Origin of the sequence: Actinacidiphila sp. DG2A-62 (assembly GCF_035825295.1) — a bacterium.
GTDB lineage: Bacteria > Actinomycetota > Actinomycetes > Streptomycetales > Streptomycetaceae > Actinacidiphila.
In genome coordinates, this window is sequence record NZ_JAYMGI010000002.1 from 6,517,295 (window position 1) to 6,538,418 (window position 21,124).

The window sequence follows — 21,124 nt, forward strand, 5'->3', positions numbered from 1 at the left end:
GCGCCGCTCCCCGCACCGCCCGGCGCGAGCCGTACGCACACCAGCGCGTGCGGCTCGTCCGCGTCCTCCGCCAGCGCCGCACGCAACGCGTCCTCCGCGCCGTCGCGGGCCGCTCGGGAGGCCGCGGTGAGCAGGTCGCGCAGGGCCCGCGCCGCGGCCGATCCGGTGCGCGCGGCCGCCGCCAGGCCCGCGCCGATGCGGGCCGCGACGGCCATCGCCGCGTCGAGCTGCGCCGCCGAGTGCTCGGCCTCGTCCAGCAGCCACACGTACCCGTAGACCACGCCGGCGTGCCGCACCGGCAGGCACAGCCGGCCGCGCACCACCCCGGCCGCCGGCGCCGCCGGGATCCGCACCGGCCCGGTCGCCCGCGCGACGCCGAACCGCTCGAACCACGCCCGCACCTCCGCGGTGGACCTGCGGGTGAGGATCGACCGGGTGCGCACCGGGTCGGTCGCCGCCTCGTCGTCGCTGTCGTGCACGCCGAACGCGATCAGCCGGAAATCCCGGTCCTCCAGCGTCGCGGGCGCGCCCAGCAGCGCGGACACCTCGTCCACCAGATCCTGGAAGTCCTCGTACACACCGGCCACCGCACCATTGTCCCGCACTCCTTCATACAGACGTATGACCGGCCGCACCCGGACGCGTGACAGGTGTCGATGGCCGCCGGGGGAGGGGAACCCTAGATTCACGGTGACGGCGCGTGTCCGCCGCAGAATCCGTACCGCCCGCCCTGGAGGAGCCCCGTGCTCGGTCCCGTGTTGCTCGCCGCCTCGCACAGCGACCGGCTGCGCCGCGTCGTCGCCGCCGCACCCGTCACCCGTCCCGTGGTGAACCGTTTCGTCGCGGGCGACGCCCTGCACCCCGCGATGGACACCGTCCGCGCGCTGACCGCCGGCGGTCTCGACGTCACCCTCGACCACCTCGGCGAGGACGTCACCGACAAGGCCACCGCGCACGCCACCCGCGACGCCTATCTGCGGCTGCTGGAGACGCTGCGCGACGAGAAGCTCGGCCCGCGCGCCGAGGTCTCGGTCAAGCTCTCCGCCTTCGGCCAGTCGCTCCCCGACGGCGGCCACGACATCGCCCTCGAAGGGGTGCGGCAGGTCGCCGAGCTGGCCACCGAGATCGGCACCACGGTCACCCTGGACATGGAGGACCACACCACCGTCGACTCCACCCTCGCCGTGCTGCGCGAACTGCGCCTGGCGCACCCCCGCACCGGCGCGGTGCTCCAGTCCTACCTCTTCCGCACCGAGGACGACGCCCGCGCGCTCGCCGTCGACGGCTCGCGGGTGCGGCTGGTCAAGGGCGCGTACAAGGAGCCGGCGAGCGTCGCGTACCAGGACAAGCGCGAGGTCGACAAGGCGTACGTGCGCGCGTTGCGCATCCTCTTCCAGGGCGACGGGTACCCGATGGTCGGCTCCCACGACCCCCGCATGATCGCCATCGCCCAGGAGCTGGCCGCGCGCAACCACCGCGCGCCGGGCAGCTACGAGTTCCAGATGCTCTACGGCATCCGCACCGCCGAGCAGCGCCGGCTCGCCGACGAGGGCGAGCGGATGCGGATCTACGTGCCCTACGGCGCGGACTGGTACGGCTACTTCATGCGCCGGCTCGCCGAACGCCCGGCCAACCTCGCGTTCTTCCTCCGCTCCTTCGTCCCCGGCCGCTGAGCCCGACCGGCCGCCGGGTCCCACCGGCCGCCGGGCCCGAATCCCCCGAACCCTCAAGGAGACAGCTTCCATGGACGCCGTGACCCAGGTCCCCGCGCCGGTCAACGAGCCGGTGCACACGTACGCGCCGGGCAGCCCGGAACGCGCCCGGCTGGAGGCCAGGCTCAAGGAGCTGGCGGGCAACCCGGTCGACCTGCCGATGTTCATCGGCGGCCAGGAGCGGATGGGCGGCGGCGAGCGGTTCGACGTGGTCCAGCCGCACAACCACGGCGCCCGGCTCGGCAGTTACGCCAACGCCACCACCCAGGACGCGCGGGACGCGATCGGCGCCGCCCTGGCCGCGGCCCCCGCCTGGCGCGCGACCTCCTTCGACGACCGCGCCGCGATCATCCTGCGCGCCGCCGAACTGCTGGCCGGCCCTGGCGCGAGACGCTGGCCGCCTCCACCATGCTCGGCCAGTCCAAGACCGTGCAGCAGGCCGAGATCGACAGCCCCTGCGAGCTGGTGGACTTCTGGCGGTTCAACGTCCACTACGCCCGGCAGATCCTCGCCGAGCAGCCGGTCGCCAACGCCCCCGGCGTGTGGAACCGCCTCGACCACCGCCCGCTGGAGGGCTTCGTCTACGCGATCACGCCGTTCAACTTCACCGCGATCGCCGGCAACCTGCCCACCGCACCGGCCCTGATGGGCAACGTCGTGGTGTGGAAGCCGTCGCCGACCCAGACGCACTCCGCGGTGCTGCTGATGCGGCTGCTGAAGGAGGCCGGGCTGCCGGACGGCGTGATCAACCTCGTCACCGGCGATGGGATCGCCGTCTCCGAGGTCGCGCTGGCCCACCCGGAGCTGGCCGGCATCCACTTCACCGGCTCCACCAAGACCTTCCAGTACCTGTGGCGCACGGTCGGCGAGAACATCGAGCGCTACCGCTCCTACCCGCGGATCGTCGGCGAGACCGGCGGCAAGGACTTCGTCGTCGCGCACCCGTCGGCCGACCCCGCGGTGCTCAAGACCGCGCTGACCCGCGGCTCCTTCGAGTACCAGGGCCAGAAGTGCTCGGCCTCCTCGCGCGCCTACATCCCGCGCTCGATCTGGGACGGCGGCTTCAAGGAGGAGTTCGCCGCAGAGGTCGACGGCATCACCATGGGCGACGTCACCGACCTGTCCAACTTCCTCGGCGCGGTGATCGACGAGCGCGCCTTCGCCAAGAGCCGGGCGGCGATCGAGCGGGCCAAGGCCGACCCGACGGTCGAGGTGCTGGCCGGCGGCACCTACGACGACTCGGTCGGCTACTTCGTCCGCCCGACCGTGCTGGTCTCCACCGACCCGGACAACGAGATCTTCCGCGAGGAGTACTTCGGCCCGATCCTCGGCGTGTACGTCTACGAGGACGCCGACTTCGAGGAGGTGCTCACGCAGATGGAGTCGGTCGCCGCGTACGCGCTCACCGGCTCGGTGATCGCCACCGACCGGGCCGCCGTCGCGCACGTGATGGAGCGGCTGCGGTTCGCCGCGGGCAACTTCTACATCAACGACAAGTCGACCGGCGCGGTGGTCGGGCAGCAGCCCTTCGGCGGCGGCCGGGCGTCGGGCACCAACGACAAGGCGGGCGCGGCGCAGAACCTGATGCGCTGGACCTCCACCCGCGCGATCAAGGAGGCGCTGGTGCCGCCGACCGACTACCGCTACCCGCACCAGGGCTGAGCGGCCCTGCCGGAAGCCGTCCTGGACGGCTTCCGGCAGGCGTACGGGTGATCGCCGTCTCAGATAGTAGGAAGTCCGAGTAATTGTGGCGACAGGACGGCCGCGCTGTCCTACGTTTGTAGGGAGCCGAACGCTCCCGCTCGACCGAGCGAGTGGCGGATGGACGGGCAGCGCCTTCCCAGCAGCCGGGTCACCCCCCGCGGCGCACCCCACCGCCCGCGTTCCATGGCACCCCCATCTCCTCCGATCTCCTCCAGGAGTTGATTCCCCATGGACATGGACGAGACCGCCCGCCGAAACGCCCTGCGGGCCCTGCAGCGCAGCATGGACCGGCGCGACAACGGCGGCAGCACCGGCCACGAGTCGCACTGACGCCGACCGGGCCGCCCGGGTCGCCGCACGAGACCGCTCCGTCCGGCATGCGGACGCCGTATGTCAGGGGTTGGGACGCGGAGTAGGGTGCCGCACATGTCTCGCACCCTCAGCCTCGCAGTGATCCCCGGCGACGGAATCGGCCGGGAAGTCGTGACCGAGGGCCTCAAGGTCCTCACCGCCGTCCTCCCGCCCGACACCAAGCTGGAGACGAAGGAGTACGACTTCGGCGCCAAGCGCTACCACGCGACCGGCCAGACCCTCACCGACGAGGACCTGGCCGAGCTGAAGGCGCACGACGCGATCCTGCTCGGCGCCATCGGCGACCCCTCGGTGCCGTCCGGCGTGCTGGAGCGCGGCTTCCTGCTCAAGCTCCGGTTCGCCTTCGACCACCACGTCAACCTGCGCCCGAGCAAGCTCTTCCCGGGCGTCGGCACCCCGCTGGCCGGCAGCCCGGCCATCGACTTCGTGGTGGTCCGCGAGGGCACCGAGGGTCCGTACACCGGCAACGGCGGCAGCATCCGTACCGGCACCCCGCACGAGGTGGCCACCGAGGTCAGCCTGAACACCGCGTACGGCATCGAGCGCGTGGTCCGGGACGCGTACGAGCGCGCCAAGGCCCGTCCGCGCAAGAAGCTCACGCTGGTGCACAAGAACAACGTCCTGGTGCACGCCGGACACCTGTGGACGCGCATCTTCGAGTCGGTCGGCCGCGAGTACCCCGAGGTCGCCACCGACTACCTGCACGTGGACGCGGCGACGATCTTCCTCGTCACGCAGCCCGAGCGGTTCGACGTGATCGTCACCGACAACCTCTTCGGCGACATCATCACCGACCTGGCCGCCGCCGTCTCCGGCGGCATCGGCGTCGCGGCGAGCGGCAACATCAACCCCTCGCGCACGTTCCCCTCGATGTTCGAGCCGGTGCACGGCTCCGCGCCGGACATCGCCGGCCAGTCCAAGGCCGACCCCACCGCGACCGTGCTGTCCGTGGCGCTGCTGCTGCAGCACCTCGGCTACGACGCGGAGGCCGCCAGGATCGACGCGGCGGTCCAGGCGGACCTGGCCGCGCGCGCCGGGCAGCCGGCCCGCTCCACGGTCGAGATCGGCGACGCGCTCGCCGCCGGCGTCTGACGCCTGAGCGCCCCCGGTAGCACCCCGGAGCCCTCCCCGGGACGCCCCGGAGCACACCGCCTCCCCGGCCGGGCCGGACGCGAGGTGGGTACGCGGCCCCACCGCTGCGATAATCGGCGGTGGGGCCGCTGCACGACGGGAAACGTGGACGTCCTAGCATCCGGGACGGCAGCCACCTGACGACGGTGAAGGACGGAAGACATGACGACGCCCACGATCGAGCTCAAGCCCTCGTCGCACCCGCTGGCCGACACCGAGCGGGAGGCCATCCTGGCCAACCCCGGGTTCGGCCGCCACTTCACCGACCACATGGTCACCATCAGGTGGACCGAGGGCCGGGGCTGGCACGACGCCCAGCTGGTGCCCTACGCACCGCTGTCGATCGACCCGGCCAACATGACGCTGCACTACGCCCAGACGATCTTCGAGGGCCTGAAGGCCTACCGGCAGCCCGACGGCTCGGTGGCCACCTTCCGCCCCGAGGCCAACGCCGAGCGCTTCCGCAGCTCCGCGCGCCGGCTGGCCATGCCCGAGCTGCCGGTGGAGACCTTCATCGCCGCGTGCGACGCGCTGGTCCGCCAGGACCGGGCGTGGGTGCCGGGCGACGGCGAGGCGTCGCTGTACCTGCGGCCGTTCATGTTCGCCACCGAGGTCGGCCTCGGCGTGCGCCCGGCCAACGAGTACCTCTTCCTCGTCATCGCCTCCCCGGCCGGCGCGTACTTCTCCGGCGGCGTCAAGCCGGTCTCGGTGTGGCTCTCCGAGGAGTACGTCCGGGCGGCCCCCGGCGGCACCGGCGCGGCCAAGACCGGCGGCAACTACGCCGCGTCCCTGGTCGCCCAGGCGCAGGCCATCGAGCACGGCTGCGACCAGGTGGTCTGGCTGGACGCGATCGAGCGCCGCTGGATCGAGGAGATGGGCGGCATGAACCTGTACTTCGTGTACGGCGACCGCATCGTCACCCCCGAGCTGTCCGGCTCGCTGCTGCCGGGCATCACCCGCGACTCGCTGCTGACCATCGCGGCCGACCTCGGCTACGAGGTCGCCGAGGGGCGGATCAGCGTGGACGACTGGAAGCAGGGCAACGAGCACGGGACGCTCACGGAGGTGTTCGCCTGCGGGACCGCGGCGGTGATCACCCCGGTCGGCTCGGTCAAGTCCACGCGGGCGAACTGGACGGTCGGGGACGGACAGCCCGGCGCCGTGACCATGCGGCTGCGGGCCGCGCTGCTCGACCTCCAGTCGGGCCGCGCCGCCGACCCCCACGGCTGGATGCACCCCCTGGGCGCGTGAGCGCTGGGTGCTGACCGGGGGCGGGCGCCCGCATTGTGAGACTCGGGGTCGGCGCGGAGGGCACGTGTGGCACACTGCCACCGTGTCCTCGAACGCCGTGATTATTGGCAGCAGGCACGCCGGTCCGCAGTGACGTCGCCACTGACCCCAGTGGAACGCCACCGTGTCCCAGACCCGCGTGCAGACCTCTCGCATCCGCGAGAGGTTTTTTCGTTTCCGGACCACCCGCGCCGGAGGCGGAACCGCACGGGGGGACGGGGACAAGTGGAGTCGGAACCTCCGGACGGCGGGACCGTCCGGAGGACCCACCCACCTGACAGGAGTGACAACCCATGACCGCCGAACTGGACGACAGCTTCCACGTCTTCGACACCACGCTGCGCGACGGCGCCCAGCGCGAGGGGATCAACCTCACCGTCGCCGACAAGCTGACGATCGCCCGGCACCTGGACGACTTCGGGGTGGGCTTCATCGAGGGCGGCTGGCCCGGCGCCAACCCCCGCGACACCGAGTTCTTCGCGCGCGCCGCCGAGGAGCTCGAACTGCGGCACGCGACCCTGGTGGCGTTCGGCGCCACCCGCAGGGCCGGCGGCAAGGCGGCCGACGACCCCCAGGTGGGCGCGCTGCTGGCGTCCGGCGCACCCGTGATCACGATCGTCGCCAAGTCGCACGACCGGCACGTGGAGCTCGCGCTGCGCACCACGCTGGAGGAGAACCTGGAGATGGTCAGGGACACCGTCTCCCACCTGGTCGCCCAGGGCCGCCGGGTGTTCGTGGACTGCGAGCACTTCTTCGACGGCTACCGCGCCAACGCCGACTACGCCACCCAGGTCGTCCGCGCCGCGCACGAGGCCGGCGCCTCGGTGGTGGTGCTCTGCGACACCAACGGCGGCATGCTGCCGGCCCAGGTCCAGGCGGTCACCGGCCTGGTCCTCGCCGACACCGGCGCGCGCCTGGGCATCCACGCGCAGGACGACACCGGCTGCGCGGTCGCCAACACCCTCGCCGCGGTGGACGCCGGCGCCACCCACGTCCAGTGCACCGCCAACGGCTACGGCGAGCGCGTCGGCAACTCCAACCTCTTCCCGGTGGTCGCGGCGCTGGAGCTCAAGCACGGCCGCCGGGTGCTGCCGCCGGGCGCGCTCGGCGAGATGACCCGGATCTCGCACGCCATCGCCGAGGTCGTCAACCTGCCGCCGTCCACCCACCAGCCGTACGTGGGCGTGTCCGCGTTCGCGCACAAGGCCGGACTGCACGCCTCGGCGATCAAGGTGGACCCCGACCTTTACCAGCACATCGACCCCGAACTGGTCGGCAACACCATGCGGATGCTGGTCTCGGACATGGCCGGCCGCGCCTCGATCGAGCTGAAGGGCCGCGAGCTGGGCATCGACCTCGGCGGCGACCGCGAGCTGGTCCAGCGCGTCGTGGACCGGGTCAAGGAGCGCGAACTGGCCGGCTACACCTACGAGGCCGCCGACGCGTCCTTCGCGCTGCTGCTGCACGGCGAGCTGGACCGCGGCGAGCACGGCGGCCCCCGACGCTTCTTCCGCACCGAGTCCTGGCGGGCGATCACCGAGGACCGCCCGGACGGCAGCCACGCCAACGAGGCGACGGTCAAGCTGTGGGCCAAGGGCGAGCGGATCGTCGCCACCGCCGAGGGCAACGGCCCGGTCAACGCCCTGGACCGGGCGCTGCGGATCGCGCTGGAGCGCATCTACCCCCAGCTCGGCGGCTTCGCGCTGGTCGACTACAAGGTCCGCATCCTGGAGGGCCGCTACGGCACCGACTCCACCACCCGCGTGCTGATCACCACCACCGACGGCGCCGGCGAGTGGTCCACGGTCGGCGTCGGGGAGAACGTCATCGCCGCGTCCTGGCAGGCCCTGGACGACGCCTACGCCTACGGCCTGCTGCGGGCCGGACTGGAGCCGGGCGAGTGACCGCCGCGCCGACACGCCGCGCGACCGCCGCCGACGCCGCCGCGATCGCCCGGGTGCACATCGCCTCCCGTGAGGCCACGATGCCCTACCTGCCGCCGCGCAAGCGCTCCGACGCCCAGGTCGAGGCGTGGGTGCGGGACGTGGTGCTGCCCGGCAGCGCGGTGTGGGTGGCCGAACTCGACGGGCGGGTGGTCGGCTACGCGGCCGTGCGGGGCGACACGCTCGACGCGCTCTATCTGCTCGCCGAGGTCCGCCGCCGGGGCATCGGCAGCGCCCTGCTGGCGGCGGCCAAGGCGCACCGGTCGCAGGGCCTGGACCTGTTCGTGTTCCAGAAGAACACCGACGCGCGGGCCTTCTACCTCCGGCACGGCTTCACCGTCACCGCCACCAGGGACGGCTCGGACACCATGGAGCGCGAGCCCGACCTGGCGATGCGCTGGACGCCGGTGACGAAGGGCACACGTACTGTCGGGTAACCGGCGGGACCCGGTCGCCGTAAGGTGAGCGCCGGGGGTCCGGCCCTGCGGGCGGACCTCCGCAACCCTCACCCCGAACGACGACCGGGAGATCGCATGCGCTCGGCGAAGGACTTCTTCCGCCCGCTTGCCGTGGGGGCCCCGGCCCCCGTCCGGGAGGTGCCGTTCCGGCCCTCCCGGATGATCCACTTCTTCGACCCGGGCAACGAGAAGATGGCCGCGAAGGTCCCCGCGCTCGTGCCCCGGGTGGACGTGCTGCTGGGCAACCTGGAGGACGCGGTCGCCGCCGACCGCAAGGAGGCCGCCCGGCACGGCCTGGTGAAGACCGCCCGCGCCACCGACTTCGGCGCCACCCAGCTGTGGACCCGGGTCAACAGCCTCGACTCGCCCTGGGCGCTGGACGACCTGGTCACCCTGGTCACCGAGATCGGCGACAAGCTCGACGTGGTCATGGTGCCCAAGGTCGAGGGCGCGCAGGACATCCACTACGTGGACCGGCTGCTCGCCCAGCTGGAGGCCAGGGCCCGGCTGACCCGGCCGATCCTGGTGCACGCCATCCTGGAGACCGCGGCCGGCGTGGCGAACGTCGAGGAGATCGCCGGGGCCAGCCCCCGGATGCAGGGCATCTCGCTCGGTCCCGCCGACCTCGCCGCCGACCGCCGGATGAAGACCACCCGGGTCGGCGGCGGCCACCCCGGCTACCTGGTCCGCGCCGACCCCGGCCCGGCCGGCTCCGGCGACCCGGACCGGCCCGCGTACCAGCAGGACCTGTGGCACTACACCATCGCGAGGATGGTCGACGCGTGTGCGGCGCACGGCATCCTCCCGTACTACGGGCCCTTCGGGGACATCGGGGACGTCACCGCGTGCGAGGACCAGTTCCGCAACGCGTTCCTGCTCGGCTGCGTCGGCGCGTGGTCGCTGCACCCGGTGCAGATCGACATCGCCAGGAAGGTGTTCTCGCCCTCGCCCGAGGACGTCGCCTGGGCGCACCGGGTCATCGAGGCGATGGGCGACGGCACCGGCGCGGTGATGATCGACGGCAAGATGCAGGACGACGCGACGTACAAGCAGTGCCGGGTGGTGGCCGAACTCGCCGACGCGCTGGCCGCCCGCGACCCGGAGCTGGCCGAGCGCTACCGGGCCGCGCGGGCCGCGTCCGCCGACGCCGAGGGGGAGGGCCGATGACCGCCGCCCCCGCGACCCCGTCCGCCGGCGGCCCGCCGGCCCCGCGCCCGCGCCGCTCCGTCCTCTACATGCCCGGCGCCAACGAGCGCGCCCTGGAGAAGGCCAGGACGCTGCCCGCCGACGCGCTGATCCTCGACCTGGAGGACTCCGTCGCGCCCGACGCCAAGAAGGACGCCCGCGAGCGCGTGGCCGCCGCGGTGGCCGGCGGCGGCTACGGCCACCGCGAGCTGACCGTCCGCGTCAACGCCCCCGGCACCCCCTGGCACGACGACGACCTGCGCGCCGCCGCCCAGGCCGGCCCGACGCCGTCGTGGTGCCCAAGGTCGACGACCCGCGGACGGTGCGCGAGGTGGCCGCGGCGCTGGAGGCGGCCGGCGCCCCCGACCGCACCGCGATCTGGGCGATGATCGAGACGCCGGCCGCGATGTTCGAGGCGCGGGCGGTCGCCGCCGCCTCCGAGCGGCTCACCGTGCTGGTCCTGGGCACCAACGACCTCGTCAAGGAACTGCACGCCGAGCACGTGCCGGGCCGCGCCCCGCTGCTCCCCGCGCTCGGCATGGCGCTGCTCGCGGCCCGCGCCACCGGCCGGGCGGTGTTGGACGGTGTCTACAACGACGTGCGCAATCTGGAAGGTTTCGAGGCCGAGGCCCGCCAGGCGCGGCAGCTCGGCTTCGACGGCAAGACGCTGATCCACCCCGCGCAGGTGGAACCCTGCAACCGCGTCTTCGCGCCGGCCGCCGAGGACGTCGAGCGCTCCCGCCGGATCATCGCCGCGTTCGAAGAGGCCACGTCACAGGGGCGCGGGGTGGTCACCGTGGACGGCAGGATGATCGAGAACCTGCACGTGGAGGAGGCCCGCCGGGTGCTCGCCCTGGCCGAGGCCGTCCGGGGGCGCTGACCCGGCGGCCGCGCTGACCCGGACGGCCCAGTCGGCGACCCGGAATCAGATGGGCAAAACGGACAAAAAGGCGAGCCCTGTGCGGCGGGAACAGGGCCCGCGGCCGTGATCCGACTGTCGGGTTCCACCATGAAGTGCGGACGGACACTGTACATAGTCGATGGCCCGGAATCGGGCCCGTCGCTCGTACTGTCGATGCATGACCACATCGCAAGAGGTGTCCGCGCCGGCGACCGAACCGGCGACCGACGCCCGGGGACGCGTCGCCGAGCTCCACGCCATCCGCGCGGAGGTCAGGCGCGGGCCGAGCGAGAAGGCGACCGCGGCCCAGAAGGCCAAGGGGAAGCTGACCGCCCGCGAGCGCATCGAGCTGCTGCTGGACGAGGGCACCTTCCACGAGGTGGAGCCGCTGCGACGGCACCGGGCCACCGGCTTCGGCCTGGAGGCCAAGCGCCCCTACACCGACGGCGTCGTCACCGGCTGGGGCCTGGTCCACGGCCGCACGGTCTTCGTCTACGCCCATGACTTCCGGATCTTCGGCGGCGCCCTCGGCGAGGCCCACGCCACCAAGATCCACAAGATCATGGACATGGCCATCTCGGCCGGCGCCCCGCTGATCTCCCTCAACGACGGCGCGGGCGCCCGCATCCAGGAGGGCGTCTCCGCGCTCGCCGGGTACGGCGGCATCTTCCAGCGCAACACCCGGGCCTCCGGGGTCATCCCGCAGATCAGCGTGATGCTCGGCCCCTGCGCGGGCGGCGCGGCCTACTCGCCGGCGCTCACCGACTTCGTCTTCATGGTCCGCGAGACCTCGCAGATGTTCATCACCGGTCCCGACGTGGTCAAGGCGGTCACCGGCGAGGAGATCACCCAGAACGGCCTGGGCGGCGCCGACGTGCACGCCGCCACCTCGGGCGTCGCGCACTTCGCCTACGACGACGAGCAGACCTGCCTGGAAGAGGTCCGCTACCTGCTCTCGCTGCTGCCGCAGAACAACCGCGAGAACCCGCCCGCGGTCGAGTCCGCCGACCCGGTCGACCGCCGCTCCGACGTGCTGCTCGACCTGGTGCCCGCCGACGGCAACCGCTCGTACGACATGCACAAGGTCATCGAGGAGATCGTCGACGAGGGCGAGTACCTGGAGGTCCACGAGCGCTGGGCCACCAACATCATCTGCGCGCTGACCCGGCTCGACGGCCAGGTGGTCGGCATCATCGCCAACCAGCCGGCCTCGCTGGCGGGCGTGCTGGACATCGAGGCGTCCGAGAAGGCCGCCCGCTTCGTCCAGATGTGCGACGCGTTCAACATCCCGATCGTCACGCTGCTGGACGTGCCCGGCTTCCTGCCCGGCGTCGCCCAGGAGCACGGCGGCATCATCCGGCACGGCGCCAAGCTGCTGTACGCGTACTGCAACGCCACCGTCCCGCGGATCTCGCTGATCCTGCGCAAGGCCTACGGCGGCGCGTACATCGTCATGGACAGCCAGTCCATCGGCGCCGACCTGACCTACGCCTGGCCGACCAACGAGATCGCGGTGATGGGCGCCGAGGGCGCCGCCAACGTGATCTTCCGCCGCCAGATCGCCGAGGCCGACGACCCCGACGTGATGCGCGCGCACATGGTCAAGGAGTACAAGTCCGAGCTGATGCACCCCTACTACGCCGCCGAGCGCGGCCTGGTGGACGACGTCATCGACCCGTCGGAGACCCGCGAGGTGCTCATCTCCTCGCTGGCGATGCTCCGCACCAAGCACGCGGACCTGCCGTCGCGCAAGCACGGCAACCCCCCGCAGTGACACCCCTCAGTGAGACCCAGGAGACCACTGTGAGCACTCCCGCCGATTCACTCGTGCGCGTCGAGAAGGGGCACGCCGGCCCGAGGAACTCGCCGCGCTGACCGCGATCCTGCTCGCCCGCGCCGCCGCGGGCGAGGGCGCCGCCCCGGCCGGGCCCGTGCGGTCCACCGCCGGCTGGCGCCGCCTGGAGCGCACCCCGGGTTTTCGCGCCCCGCACTCCTGGCAGGGCTGAGCACCTGCACGGGCCCGGCGCGGGCGTCCACGGCGCCCGCCGCCGGGCCCCGCGCGGCACGAAGGCCCCACCGCGTCCCGCGGTGGGGCCTTCGTCGTGCCCTGGGCGTGCCCCGCGCAGGCCCTCGGCGGCCTCCTGGGGGCCGTTCCCGGCCCCCAGGCCCCCGGTGCCCGGGGGCGCGGAGGATCAGCGCAGACGGGCCATCAGCGCGTGCTCGACGAGCGTGATGAGCGCGCTCTTCGCCTCCGCGCGGTGCCGGGCGTCGGTGGTGATGATCGGCGCCTCGGGCCCGATCTGGAGCGCCTCGCGGACCTCCTCCGGCCCGTACGGCTGGTGTCCGTCGAAGCCGTTGAGGGCGATGACGAACGGCAGGCCGCTGTTCTCGAAGTAGTCGACAGCGGGGAAGCAGTCCGCCAGCCGCCGCGTGTCCACCAGCACGATCGCGCCGATCGCGCCGCGCACCAGGTCGTCCCACATGAACCAGAACCGGTCCTGGCCCGGGGTGCCGAACAGGTAGAGGATCAGGTCCTCGTCGAGGGTGATGCGGCCGAAGTCCATCGCCACGGTGGTCGTGGTCTTGTCCGGCGCGTGCGTGAGGTCGTCGATCCCCGCGGAGGCTGAGGTCATCACGGCTTCGGTGCGCAGCGGGTTGATCTCCGACACGGCACCGACGAACGTGGTCTTGCCCACGCCGAATCCGCCCGCCACCACGATCTTCGCGGAGGTGGTGGCGCGGGTCGGACCGCTAGAGCTTCCGAAGTCCACTGAGCACCCTTTCAAGCAGTGTCACGTCAGGCTGGCCACCGGCCGCGGCGTCCCCGCCCGGCTGATGGATCGCCACCAGGCCGGCCTCGGCGAGGTCGGCCACCAGGATGCGCACCACCCCGAGCGGGATGGTCAGCAGCGCGGAGATCTCCGCGACCGACTTGACCTCCCGGCACAGCAGGCAGATCCGCTGGTGCTCCGGCAACTGGCCGCGCAGTCGCTCGGGCTCTGCGGTGGTGCTGACCAGCGCCTCGATGGCGAGCTGGTAGCGCGGCCGGGTCCGGCCGCCGGTCATGGCGTACGGCCGCACCAGACCCGAGGGGGTCCGGGAACGGCCGCCGCCGCCCGCCCCGGGGCCCGCGGGGGCCGGCGGGGCGGAGGGTGCCGAAGGGAAGGAGTACGGATTCAGGGGCGGCTGGTGCGGGTGACCGTACCGGTCCCCGGCGGGCGACGTGCTCACGAGTCCTCCTCCTGATTCGGCTGCGACGCGGCGCCCGGACCCCTGGAGGGAGCCCGGACGAGCCCGCACGCCCGTGCTTAGTTGAGCAGGCTGCCCTGCAGTTCGGCCCGGAGGTCCGGGGTGAGTACGGTGCCTGCTCGGTCGACGAGCAGGGCCATTTCGTAGCCGACGAGGCCGATGTCGCATTCGGGGTGGGCGAGTACGGCGAGGGAGGAGCCGTCGGAGACGGACATGATGAAGAGGAAGCCGCGTTCCATCTCGACGACGGTCTGGTTGACGCTTCCGCCTTCGAAGATGCGGGAGGCTCCGGCGGTGAGTGAGGTCAGGCCGGAGGCGACGGCGGCGAGCTGGTCGGCTCGGTCGCGGGGGAATCCGTCGGACATCGCGAGCAGCAGGCCGTCGGCGGAGACCACCACGGTGTGGGACACCCCGGGGGTGTTGTCCACGAAGTTGGTGATCAACCAGTTCAGGTTCTGTGCCGCCTGGCTCATCGGACTCAACTAGCGCTCCTGGTTCTGTGGGCCGTCGAATCGGCGCTCGCCGGCCTGTCCGTTCGTGTCAGTTCCAGCAGTGCGCCCTTGCTGGACGCCACGCCGCAGATTACTCAACCTGCCGCGTACGTCCTCCGGTGCGCGGGAGACCTGTGGGCCGCCCTGCGGGGTCTGCGTCGCGGTGCCCGGGACCAGGTTGGCCTGAGGCACCCGGCGGGGCAGGCCGGAGGGGGTCACCCCGCCGGCCTTGGGCTCGCGGACCTGCTCGGCCCGCTGCCAGTGCTCGTCGTTGGTGGACCGCCAGCCGTCACCGTCGCCGGCCGCGGGCTCGGATGGCTGCTCCGTACCGCCCTGGGGCGCCTCCTCCCCTTGAGGTTCCCGCTGAGGTTCCCGCTGATCCGGTTGCCGTCGTTCGCGGCGGGGGAGCCCCGCGTCCGTCAGCGAAGGTGAGACTACGCTCTCGGCGGGCTGCTCGGGGAGCGGCGGAACGGATTCCGTTACCTGCGGTTCGGCTTCCGGCCAGTCGCCCTGAGCTGGAGCGTAACCGGGGAACTGCGTGCCGTGACCGTTCGCGGAATAGGCCGGATCGTACGGCTGCCCCGGCTCGTAACCGCCGTTGTCGTACGGGCCCGGGGTGAAGGCGCCCTCGGGGTGGGCGGCCTCCTCGTACCCCGCGTCCTGGAACGGCTGCTGCGGCTGGCCGAAGGGCTGCTGCTCGAACGGCTGGGGCTGGTCGAAGGACTGCGGTTCGAACGACTGGGGCTGGTCGAACGGCTGGGGCTCGAAGGGCGGCTGCTCCTGGAAGGCCGCCGCCGCCGCGGCCTCCAGGTGGGCGCGGCGCTCCTCGCGCTGGAGCGAGCGGCCCACCGGGTCCAGCGGGGGCTGCGTCCCGGGCGCCGCGCCGTCCTGGCCGGCCGCGGGCTGCTCGTAGCGGGAGTCGTCGAAGCCGAGCGCGGCGGCACTGCGGTGGTCCAGCTCCGGGCGCTGCGCGGGCAGCTCGGCCGGCGGCTCGGGGACGACGCGCGAGACGGTGAAGTCACCCTCGCCGGCGTCGAACTCCCCGCCCCCGCCGCCGTGCGTGATCGGCTCGGGCAGCATCACCAGCGAGGTGGTGCCGGCCTGCTCGCCGGACGGCCGCAGCTGCACCCGGATGCCGTGCCGGTCGGCCAGCCGGCCCACCACGAACAGGCCCATCCGCTTGGCGACCTCGACGTCCACCGTGGGCGGCTCGGCCAGCTTGTGGTTGATGTCGGCGAAGTCCTCGGCGGTCAGCCCGATGCCGCGGTCGTGGATCTCGATCATCACCCGGCCGTCCGGCAGCCGGGTCGCGGTCACCCGCACCTTGGTCTGCGGCGAGGAGAAGGCCGTGGCGTTCTCCAGCAGCTCCGCCAGCAGGTGCACCAGGTCGGTGACCGCGCTGCCGTGGATGTCGGCCTCGGGTATGCCGACCAGTTCGATCCGCTCGTACGCCTCCACCTCGGAGGCCGCCGCGCGCAGCACGTCCACCAGCGGAACCGGCTGGTTCCACTGCCGGGCGGTCTCCTCGCCGGCCAGCACCAGCAGGTTCTCGCCGTTGCGCCGCATGCGGGTGGCCAGGTGGTCCATCTTGAACAGGTTGTCCAGCTGGTCCGGGTCGCTCTCGTTGTTCTCCAGGTCCGTGATCAGCTCCAGCTGGCGCTGGATGAGGCCCTGGTTGCGCTGCGAGAGGTTGGTGAAGATCGCGTTGACGTTGCCGCGCAGCATGGCCTGCTCGGCGGCCAGCCGGACCGCCTCGCGGTGCACCTGGTCGAAGGCGCGGGCCACCTCGCCGATCTCGTCGCGGGTGTTGATCGGGATCGGCGCGACGGTGGTGTCCACCCGGCCGGGGTCGGTGCGCGAGAGCTGGTCGACCAGGCCGGGCAGCCGGGTCTGGGCGATCTCGAACGCGGCGCCGCGCAGCCGCCGCATGCTGCGGCTCATCGCCCGCGCCATCAGGCCGGCCACGATGAACGCGATGATCAGCGCGAAGAGCACCACCGCGGAGTTGATGAGCGCGTCCCGCCTGGCGTGCGAGGCGACCTCGGCGGCGTCGTCGGCGGCCTGGTCGGCCAGGCCCACCTCGACCTGCCGGTAGGCGTCGAAGGACAGCGTCGCCGCGGCCATGTAGGAGTCCGGGGTGACGCCCTGGGCGCGCAGGGCGGCCGGGGTGGAGGTCGGGCCGGCGATGTCGTTGACCATCCGGGTCAGGTCCGGCGGCACCACGTACGCGGTGTGGTGCGCCTCCGCGTCGCGCTGCGCCCGCGCGATCAGCTCCGTGCCCTTCTGCGCGGCCTGGTCCTGCGCCGCCTTCAGCCGGGCCGCGTCCTGCGTGGTGCCGCCGCCCGCGTACTCCTCCAGCGCGATGCCCTGGAGGTACTGGTACGAGCCGAGCGACGTCTTCTGCAGCGCCAGTTCGCTGGCCGAGGCGGGCTTGCCGACCAGGATGTGCATGCCGATCGCCCGGGTCAGCGACGCGGCCGCCTTGGCCAGCGACGCGGCGTACAGGGTGCGGCCGTAGGCGGCACCGTTGCTGGTGCCGAAGCCCAGCTCGTTGGCCAGCTCCATCAGCGGGTGCTGGATGCGGACGTACCACTCCTCGGTCTGCACGCCCGACAGCTGCCGGGTGTACGCCGCCTTGCGCAGCGAGGGGAGCTGCGGCTCGACGGTGCGGAAGTTGGTCATCCGGCGCTTGAGGTCGGCCTCGTCGGGGATGTGGGTGGCGGCCTCGTCGAAGACCTTGGCGGCCTCGTCCGTGCGCGCGTAGGCGGCGGTGACGGTGGAGGCGTTGCGCTTGCCGGCCAGCAGCGGAACCGCGGTGACGTCCCGCTCGTCCTCAAGGGCGTTGCTGTAGGTTGCGGCGGCCCGGACCAGATCGGCCACCTTCACCGCGTCGTCCGCCCGGTGCCAGGTGTCGACCGAGCTGTTGACCCGGAAGCCGCCGAAGACCAGGGCCACGATCACCGGAATCAGCAGGATCGCGTTCAGCCGGGTCGCCACCCGCCAGTTGCGCATGCTGAGCCGGCCGCCCGGATCGGGCAGCGCCGGCGCCGTCGCGGCGGCGACCGGACCCGAGGGAGCGCTGCCCGGGCGCTCGGGCGGCGTGAAATTCCCCCGCGGACGCTGGTCGGCGCCCGCCTGTGCTCGCCTCGTGTTCCTCACTGGACCAACAACCTCTCGGCGACGGCGCCACGACGGCCGTTCCTACGCTCGGGTTCTGCGCATTTCAGCACGCCGCGACGGCCCCGGCCAAACGTCCGCGACGGCGGGACGGACGCCCGTAACCGGAGAACAAAACGGTCACACGGCTCAAAAACCCTCGAACTAGGGAACACAGGTCCACGGTGCGATACGGATCAGGTGCGCGGCGTGTTCACAGCGTCCTGAAACTCCCCCGAAATGTTATGAACATGGGGACCCGCGGTGTCCCATGACACAGCGGGTCCCCATGGCGGTGCGGCGGTGCGGTTCCTGCTCCGCGCGGCCTACTTCAGCCGGGCCAGCAGCGCGTGCTCGACGAGCGTGATGAGCGCGCTCTTGGCCTCCCCGGTGCCGGGCGTCGGTGGTGATGATCGGCGCCTCGGGCCCGATCTGGAGCGCCTCGCGGACCTCCTCCGGACGGTACGGCTGGTGTCCGTCGAAGCCGTTGAGGGCGATCACGAACGGCAGGCCGCTGTTCTCGAAGTAGTCGACCGCCGGGAAGCAGTCGGCGAGCCTGCGGGTGTCCACCAGGACCACCGCGCCGATCGCGCCGCGCACCAGGTCGTCCCACATGAACCAGAACCGGTCCTGACCGGGGGTGCCGAACAGGTAGAGGATCAGGTCGTCGTCCAGCGTGATGCGGCCGAAGTCCATCGCCACGGTGGTCGTGGTCTTGTCCTGCACGTGGCTCAGGTCGTCGATGCCCGCCGACGCCGAGGTCATCACGGCCTCGGTGCGCAGCGGGTTGATCTCCGAGACGGCGCCCACGAACGTGGTCTTGCCGACGCCGAACCCACCGGCCACGACGATCTTCGCGGAGGTCGTGGACCGCACCGGAGGCGCACCGTACGCCTGTTGCGGCCTAGAGCTTCCGAAGTCCACTGAGCACCCTCTCAAGCAGTGTCACATCAGGCTGGCCGCCCGCCTCGCCGCTGCCCGGCTGGTGGATGGCGACCATGCCGGCCTCGGCGAGGTCGGCCACGAGGATCCGGGCGACGCCGAGGGGTATGGCCAGCAGCGCGGAGATCTCCGCCACCGACTTGATCTCACGGGTCAGATGGCAGATCCGCTGGTGCTCCGGCAGGAGTCCCGCGTACTGCGCCGGGTCGGCGGTGGTGCTCACCAGCGCCTCGATGGCGAGCTGGTAGCGCGGCCGGGTGCGGCCACCGGTCATGGCGTACGGCCGCACCAGCGGCTGGTCGCCTTCCACCCCGTACGGCGCGTGGTGGGACGCGCCGTACGGGCCCGGCGAGGCGGGTGGCGGGGTCATGAGGGTCCTCCGTGTCCGGGCAGTGCATCGCTGGTGCGTAACGACGGGAACATACGGTGACTCGCTTCCGAGTCTCAGTGCATCAGGCTGCCCTGGAGCTCCGCGCGGAGATCCGGGGTCAGCACCGCTCCTGCTCGGTCGACGAGCAGGGCCATTTCGTAGCCGACGAGGCCGATGTCGCATTCGGGGTGGGCGAGTACGGCGAGGGAGGAGCCGTCGGAGACGGACATGATGAAGAGGAAGCCGCGTTCCATCTCGACGACGGTCTGGTTGACGCTTCCGCCTTCGAAGATGCGGGAGGCTCCGGCGGTGAGTGAGGTCAGGCCGGAGGCGACGGCGGCGAGCTGGTCGGCTCGGTCGCGGGGGAATCCGTCGGACATCGCGAGCAGCAGGCCGTCGGCGGAGACCACCACGGTGTGGGACACCCCGGGGGTGTTGTCCACGAAGTTGGTGATCAACCAGTTCAGGTTCTGTGCCGCCTGGCTCATCGCACTCAACTAGCGCTCCTGGTGGTTCGTGCCGAAGCCACGGCCGTCGGTGGTGCCGCCGGCCTGCCGGCCTTGCTGGATGCCCCTGCGGAGGTTGGTCAGACGTCCGCGCACATCGTCCGGCGCCCGGGAGACCTGCGGTCCTCCGGACGGAGCGGGCGGCTGCGCGGCGCCGCCCGGCACGAGGTTGGCCCGCGGCACCCGCCGCGGCAGACCGGAGGGGGTCACCCCGCCGGCCGAGGGCTCGCGGACCTGCTCGGCCCGCTGCCGCAGCACGTCGTTGGGCGAGGTCCGCCAGTTCGGGGTCTCCCGCGGCAGCGGCTGCGCGACCGGGGCCGCGGGCGCCGCCGCGCCGCCCTGGGAGGCGGCCTGCGCGGGCTGCTGCGGGGCGCCCGCGGGACGCTGGGCCCCCGGGGCCGGGCGGCCGGCCGGCGGACGCTGCGGCGGCGCCGTGCGGCCCACCGGGCGCGACGGCGGGGCCTGCTGGCCGCGGGTGTCCTGGGCGCCCTGCGGTCCCTGGGCCGGCTGCGCGCCCTGCTCGACGCGGATCTGCTGCATCCGCTCGGCCTGGCCGGTGCGGAACCAGTCGGATTCCATCGAGGTGAAGATCGGCGTCGGCTCGTCGCCGCGGGTCGGGGCCGGCGGCAGCGCCATCGGCTCGGCGACCGGCGGCAGCTGGGGCTCGGGCCGGCCCGGCGCGGGCTGCTGCGGCTGCTGCACCGGGAACTGGCCGGACTGGTGCTGCGGCTGCCGCGGCGCCTGCTGCTGGGGCTGCTGCACGGGGTACTGGCCGCTGCCGCCGTGGAGGCCGGGCATCTGCTGCGAGCCGGTGTCGAACGGGTCGGCGCCGGGACCGCCGGCCGGGCCCGCGGGGGCGGGAGCGCCGGGCGTCCAGCCGGGCGTGCCCTGCGGCCCGCGGGGACCGCGCTGCGGCAAACCAGAGGAGAGTCCGCGGCCGGGCTGCGGGGGAGCGGCGAACTCACCGGTGTCGGATGGCGCCGGACCGTCGGCCCTGACCGGCGGGAACTGCGCGGTGTCGCCCGCCGCGCCGGGACCGCCCTGGACGGCGGGGAACTGCCCGGTGTCGCCGGGGCCGCCCTGCGGGGCGAACCGGCCGGCCCGGTAGCTCCGGTCCTGGCCGCCCTGATCGCCCGCCTGCACGGCGGGGAACTGGCCGGTGTCGCCCGGGCCGCCCTGCACCGGGAACTGCTCGGTGCCGTACGGGTCCTGGCCGCCGCCCGGCCGACCGGGGCCCTGACCGCCGGCGTTCCAGCCGGGATCGCCCTGGCCGCCTTGCACCGCCGGGAACTGGCCGGTGTCGCCGGGACCGCCCTGGACCGGCGGGACGGCGGGGAACTGGCCGGTGTCGCCCGGGCCGCCGGCCTGCGCGGTCGGCGCGAAGTCGTCGCGGACCGGCGGGAACTGCGCGGTGTCCCCGGGGCCGCCCTGCCCGCCGCGCACGGCGGGGAACTGCGCGGTGTCGCCGGGGCCGCCCTGGTCACCCTGACCGCCCGGGCCGCCGCCCTGGCGCTGCATCGGGCCGGGACGGCCGCCGAAGACGTCGGAGCGGAAGCCGCCGGGGCCGGTGTTCTGCGGCTGCGGCGGCGGGAAGCCGCCCTGCTGCCGCCCGCCGGGGCCCTGGCCCTGCGGGAACTGCGGTCGGTCCTGCGGACCGCCGGGCTGCCCGGCCTGGCCCTGCGGGTTCTGCCAGGCCCGGCTGACCGCCCTGGTC

At 73.0% G+C, this 21,124-nt stretch carries 15 protein-coding genes and 4 pseudogenes; 11 read left to right on the plus strand and 8 right to left on the minus strand.

The genetic code is table 11. The features are described from left to right. Positions 1–743: 743 nt before the first annotated feature. From VSR01_RS29320 to VSR01_RS29365, 11 genes and pseudogenes are all read left to right on the plus strand, one after another. Positions 744–1,673, plus strand: a complete 930-nt coding sequence (locus VSR01_RS29320; protein ID WP_326452073.1) for a proline dehydrogenase family protein — start codon at positions 744–746, stop codon at positions 1,671–1,673. Between the two features lie 70 nt (positions 1,674–1,743). Next, a pseudogene (gene pruA, locus VSR01_RS29325) lies at positions 1,744–3,374 on the plus strand (L-glutamate gamma-semialdehyde dehydrogenase). A gap of 468 nt (positions 3,375–3,842) precedes the next feature. After that, entirely contained in the window at positions 3,843–4,880 is a 1,038-nt protein-coding gene (locus tag VSR01_RS29330; protein WP_326452074.1) for a 3-isopropylmalate dehydrogenase, read from the plus strand. A gap of 201 nt (positions 4,881–5,081) precedes the next feature. Beyond that, positions 5,082–6,170, plus strand: coding sequence for a branched-chain amino acid aminotransferase (locus VSR01_RS29335; protein WP_326452075.1), 1,089 nt, complete (start codon positions 5,082–5,084; stop codon positions 6,168–6,170). A 332-nt stretch (positions 6,171–6,502) separates the two neighbouring features. Continuing rightward, positions 6,503–8,113, plus strand: coding sequence for a citramalate synthase (gene cimA / locus VSR01_RS29340; RefSeq protein WP_326452076.1), 1,611 nt, complete (start codon positions 6,503–6,505; stop codon positions 8,111–8,113). Further along, positions 8,110–8,589: a GNAT family N-acetyltransferase gene (locus VSR01_RS29345; protein ID WP_326452077.1), complete on the plus strand. Its 480-nt coding sequence runs from the start codon at positions 8,110–8,112 to the stop codon at positions 8,587–8,589. The genes cimA and VSR01_RS29345 overlap by 4 nt, the downstream gene beginning before the upstream one ends. A 96-nt stretch (positions 8,590–8,685) precedes the next feature. Beyond that, positions 8,686–9,777, plus strand: coding sequence for an HpcH/HpaI aldolase/citrate lyase family protein (locus tag VSR01_RS29350; protein WP_326452078.1), 1,092 nt, complete (start codon positions 8,686–8,688; stop codon positions 9,775–9,777). Between the two features lie 68 nt (positions 9,778–9,845). Continuing rightward, positions 9,846–10,414 (plus strand): annotated as a pseudogene (locus VSR01_RS38010) (HpcH/HpaI aldolase/citrate lyase family protein); the annotation flags it as partial. Next, on the plus strand, positions 10,394–10,675 hold the full coding sequence (locus VSR01_RS38015; RefSeq protein ID WP_442785720.1) for an HpcH/HpaI aldolase/citrate lyase family protein: 282 nt from the start codon (positions 10,394–10,396) through the stop codon (positions 10,673–10,675). The pseudogene VSR01_RS38010 and the gene VSR01_RS38015, both read left to right, overlap by 21 nt. A 199-nt stretch (positions 10,676–10,874) precedes the next feature. Then, complete coding sequence (locus VSR01_RS29360; protein WP_326452079.1) at positions 10,875–12,470, plus strand: acyl-CoA carboxylase subunit beta; 1,596 nt, start codon at positions 10,875–10,877, stop codon at positions 12,468–12,470. Between the two features lie 29 nt (positions 12,471–12,499). Continuing rightward, positions 12,500–12,702 (plus strand): annotated as a pseudogene (locus VSR01_RS29365) (acyl-CoA carboxylase epsilon subunit). A gap of 186 nt (positions 12,703–12,888) precedes the next feature. On the opposite strand, the gene VSR01_RS29370 reads toward VSR01_RS29365, so the two are convergent. From VSR01_RS29370 to VSR01_RS29405, 8 genes and pseudogenes are all read right to left on the minus strand, one after another. Beyond that, positions 12,889–13,467, minus strand: a complete 579-nt coding sequence (locus tag VSR01_RS29370) for a GTP-binding protein (protein ID WP_326452080.1) — start codon at positions 13,465–13,467, stop codon at positions 12,889–12,891. Then, complete coding sequence (locus VSR01_RS29375; protein ID WP_442785572.1) at positions 13,448–14,113, minus strand: DUF742 domain-containing protein; 666 nt, start codon at positions 14,111–14,113, stop codon at positions 13,448–13,450. Before VSR01_RS29375 ends, VSR01_RS29370 begins: the two co-directional genes overlap by 20 nt. After that, the gene (locus VSR01_RS29380; protein ID WP_033173109.1) at positions 14,005–14,418 is read right to left on the minus strand and encodes a roadblock/LC7 domain-containing protein; all 414 of its coding nucleotides are present in this window, start codon (positions 14,416–14,418) and stop codon (positions 14,005–14,007) included. The genes VSR01_RS29375 and VSR01_RS29380 overlap by 109 nt, the downstream gene beginning before the upstream one ends. Before the next feature lie 9 nt (positions 14,419–14,427). Beyond that, complete coding sequence (locus tag VSR01_RS29385; protein WP_442785573.1) at positions 14,428–17,595, minus strand: nitrate- and nitrite sensing domain-containing protein; 3,168 nt, start codon at positions 17,593–17,595, stop codon at positions 14,428–14,430. A gap of 323 nt (positions 17,596–17,918) precedes the next feature. Beyond that, positions 17,919–18,516, minus strand: a pseudogene (locus tag VSR01_RS29390) (GTP-binding protein). Further along, positions 18,497–18,904, minus strand: coding sequence for a DUF742 domain-containing protein (locus VSR01_RS29395; protein WP_037913670.1), 408 nt, complete (start codon positions 18,902–18,904; stop codon positions 18,497–18,499). The pseudogene VSR01_RS29390 and the gene VSR01_RS29395 overlap by 20 nt, the downstream one beginning before the upstream one ends. Before the next feature lie 74 nt (positions 18,905–18,978). Further along, positions 18,979–19,392, minus strand: coding sequence for a roadblock/LC7 domain-containing protein (locus VSR01_RS29400; RefSeq protein ID WP_093717891.1), 414 nt, complete (start codon positions 19,390–19,392; stop codon positions 18,979–18,981). Between the two features lie 9 nt (positions 19,393–19,401). Beyond that, on the minus strand, positions 19,402–20,928 hold the full coding sequence (locus VSR01_RS29405) for a hypothetical protein (protein WP_326452082.1): 1,527 nt from the start codon (positions 20,926–20,928) through the stop codon (positions 19,402–19,404). Between the last annotated feature and the right edge of the window lie 196 nt (positions 20,929–21,124).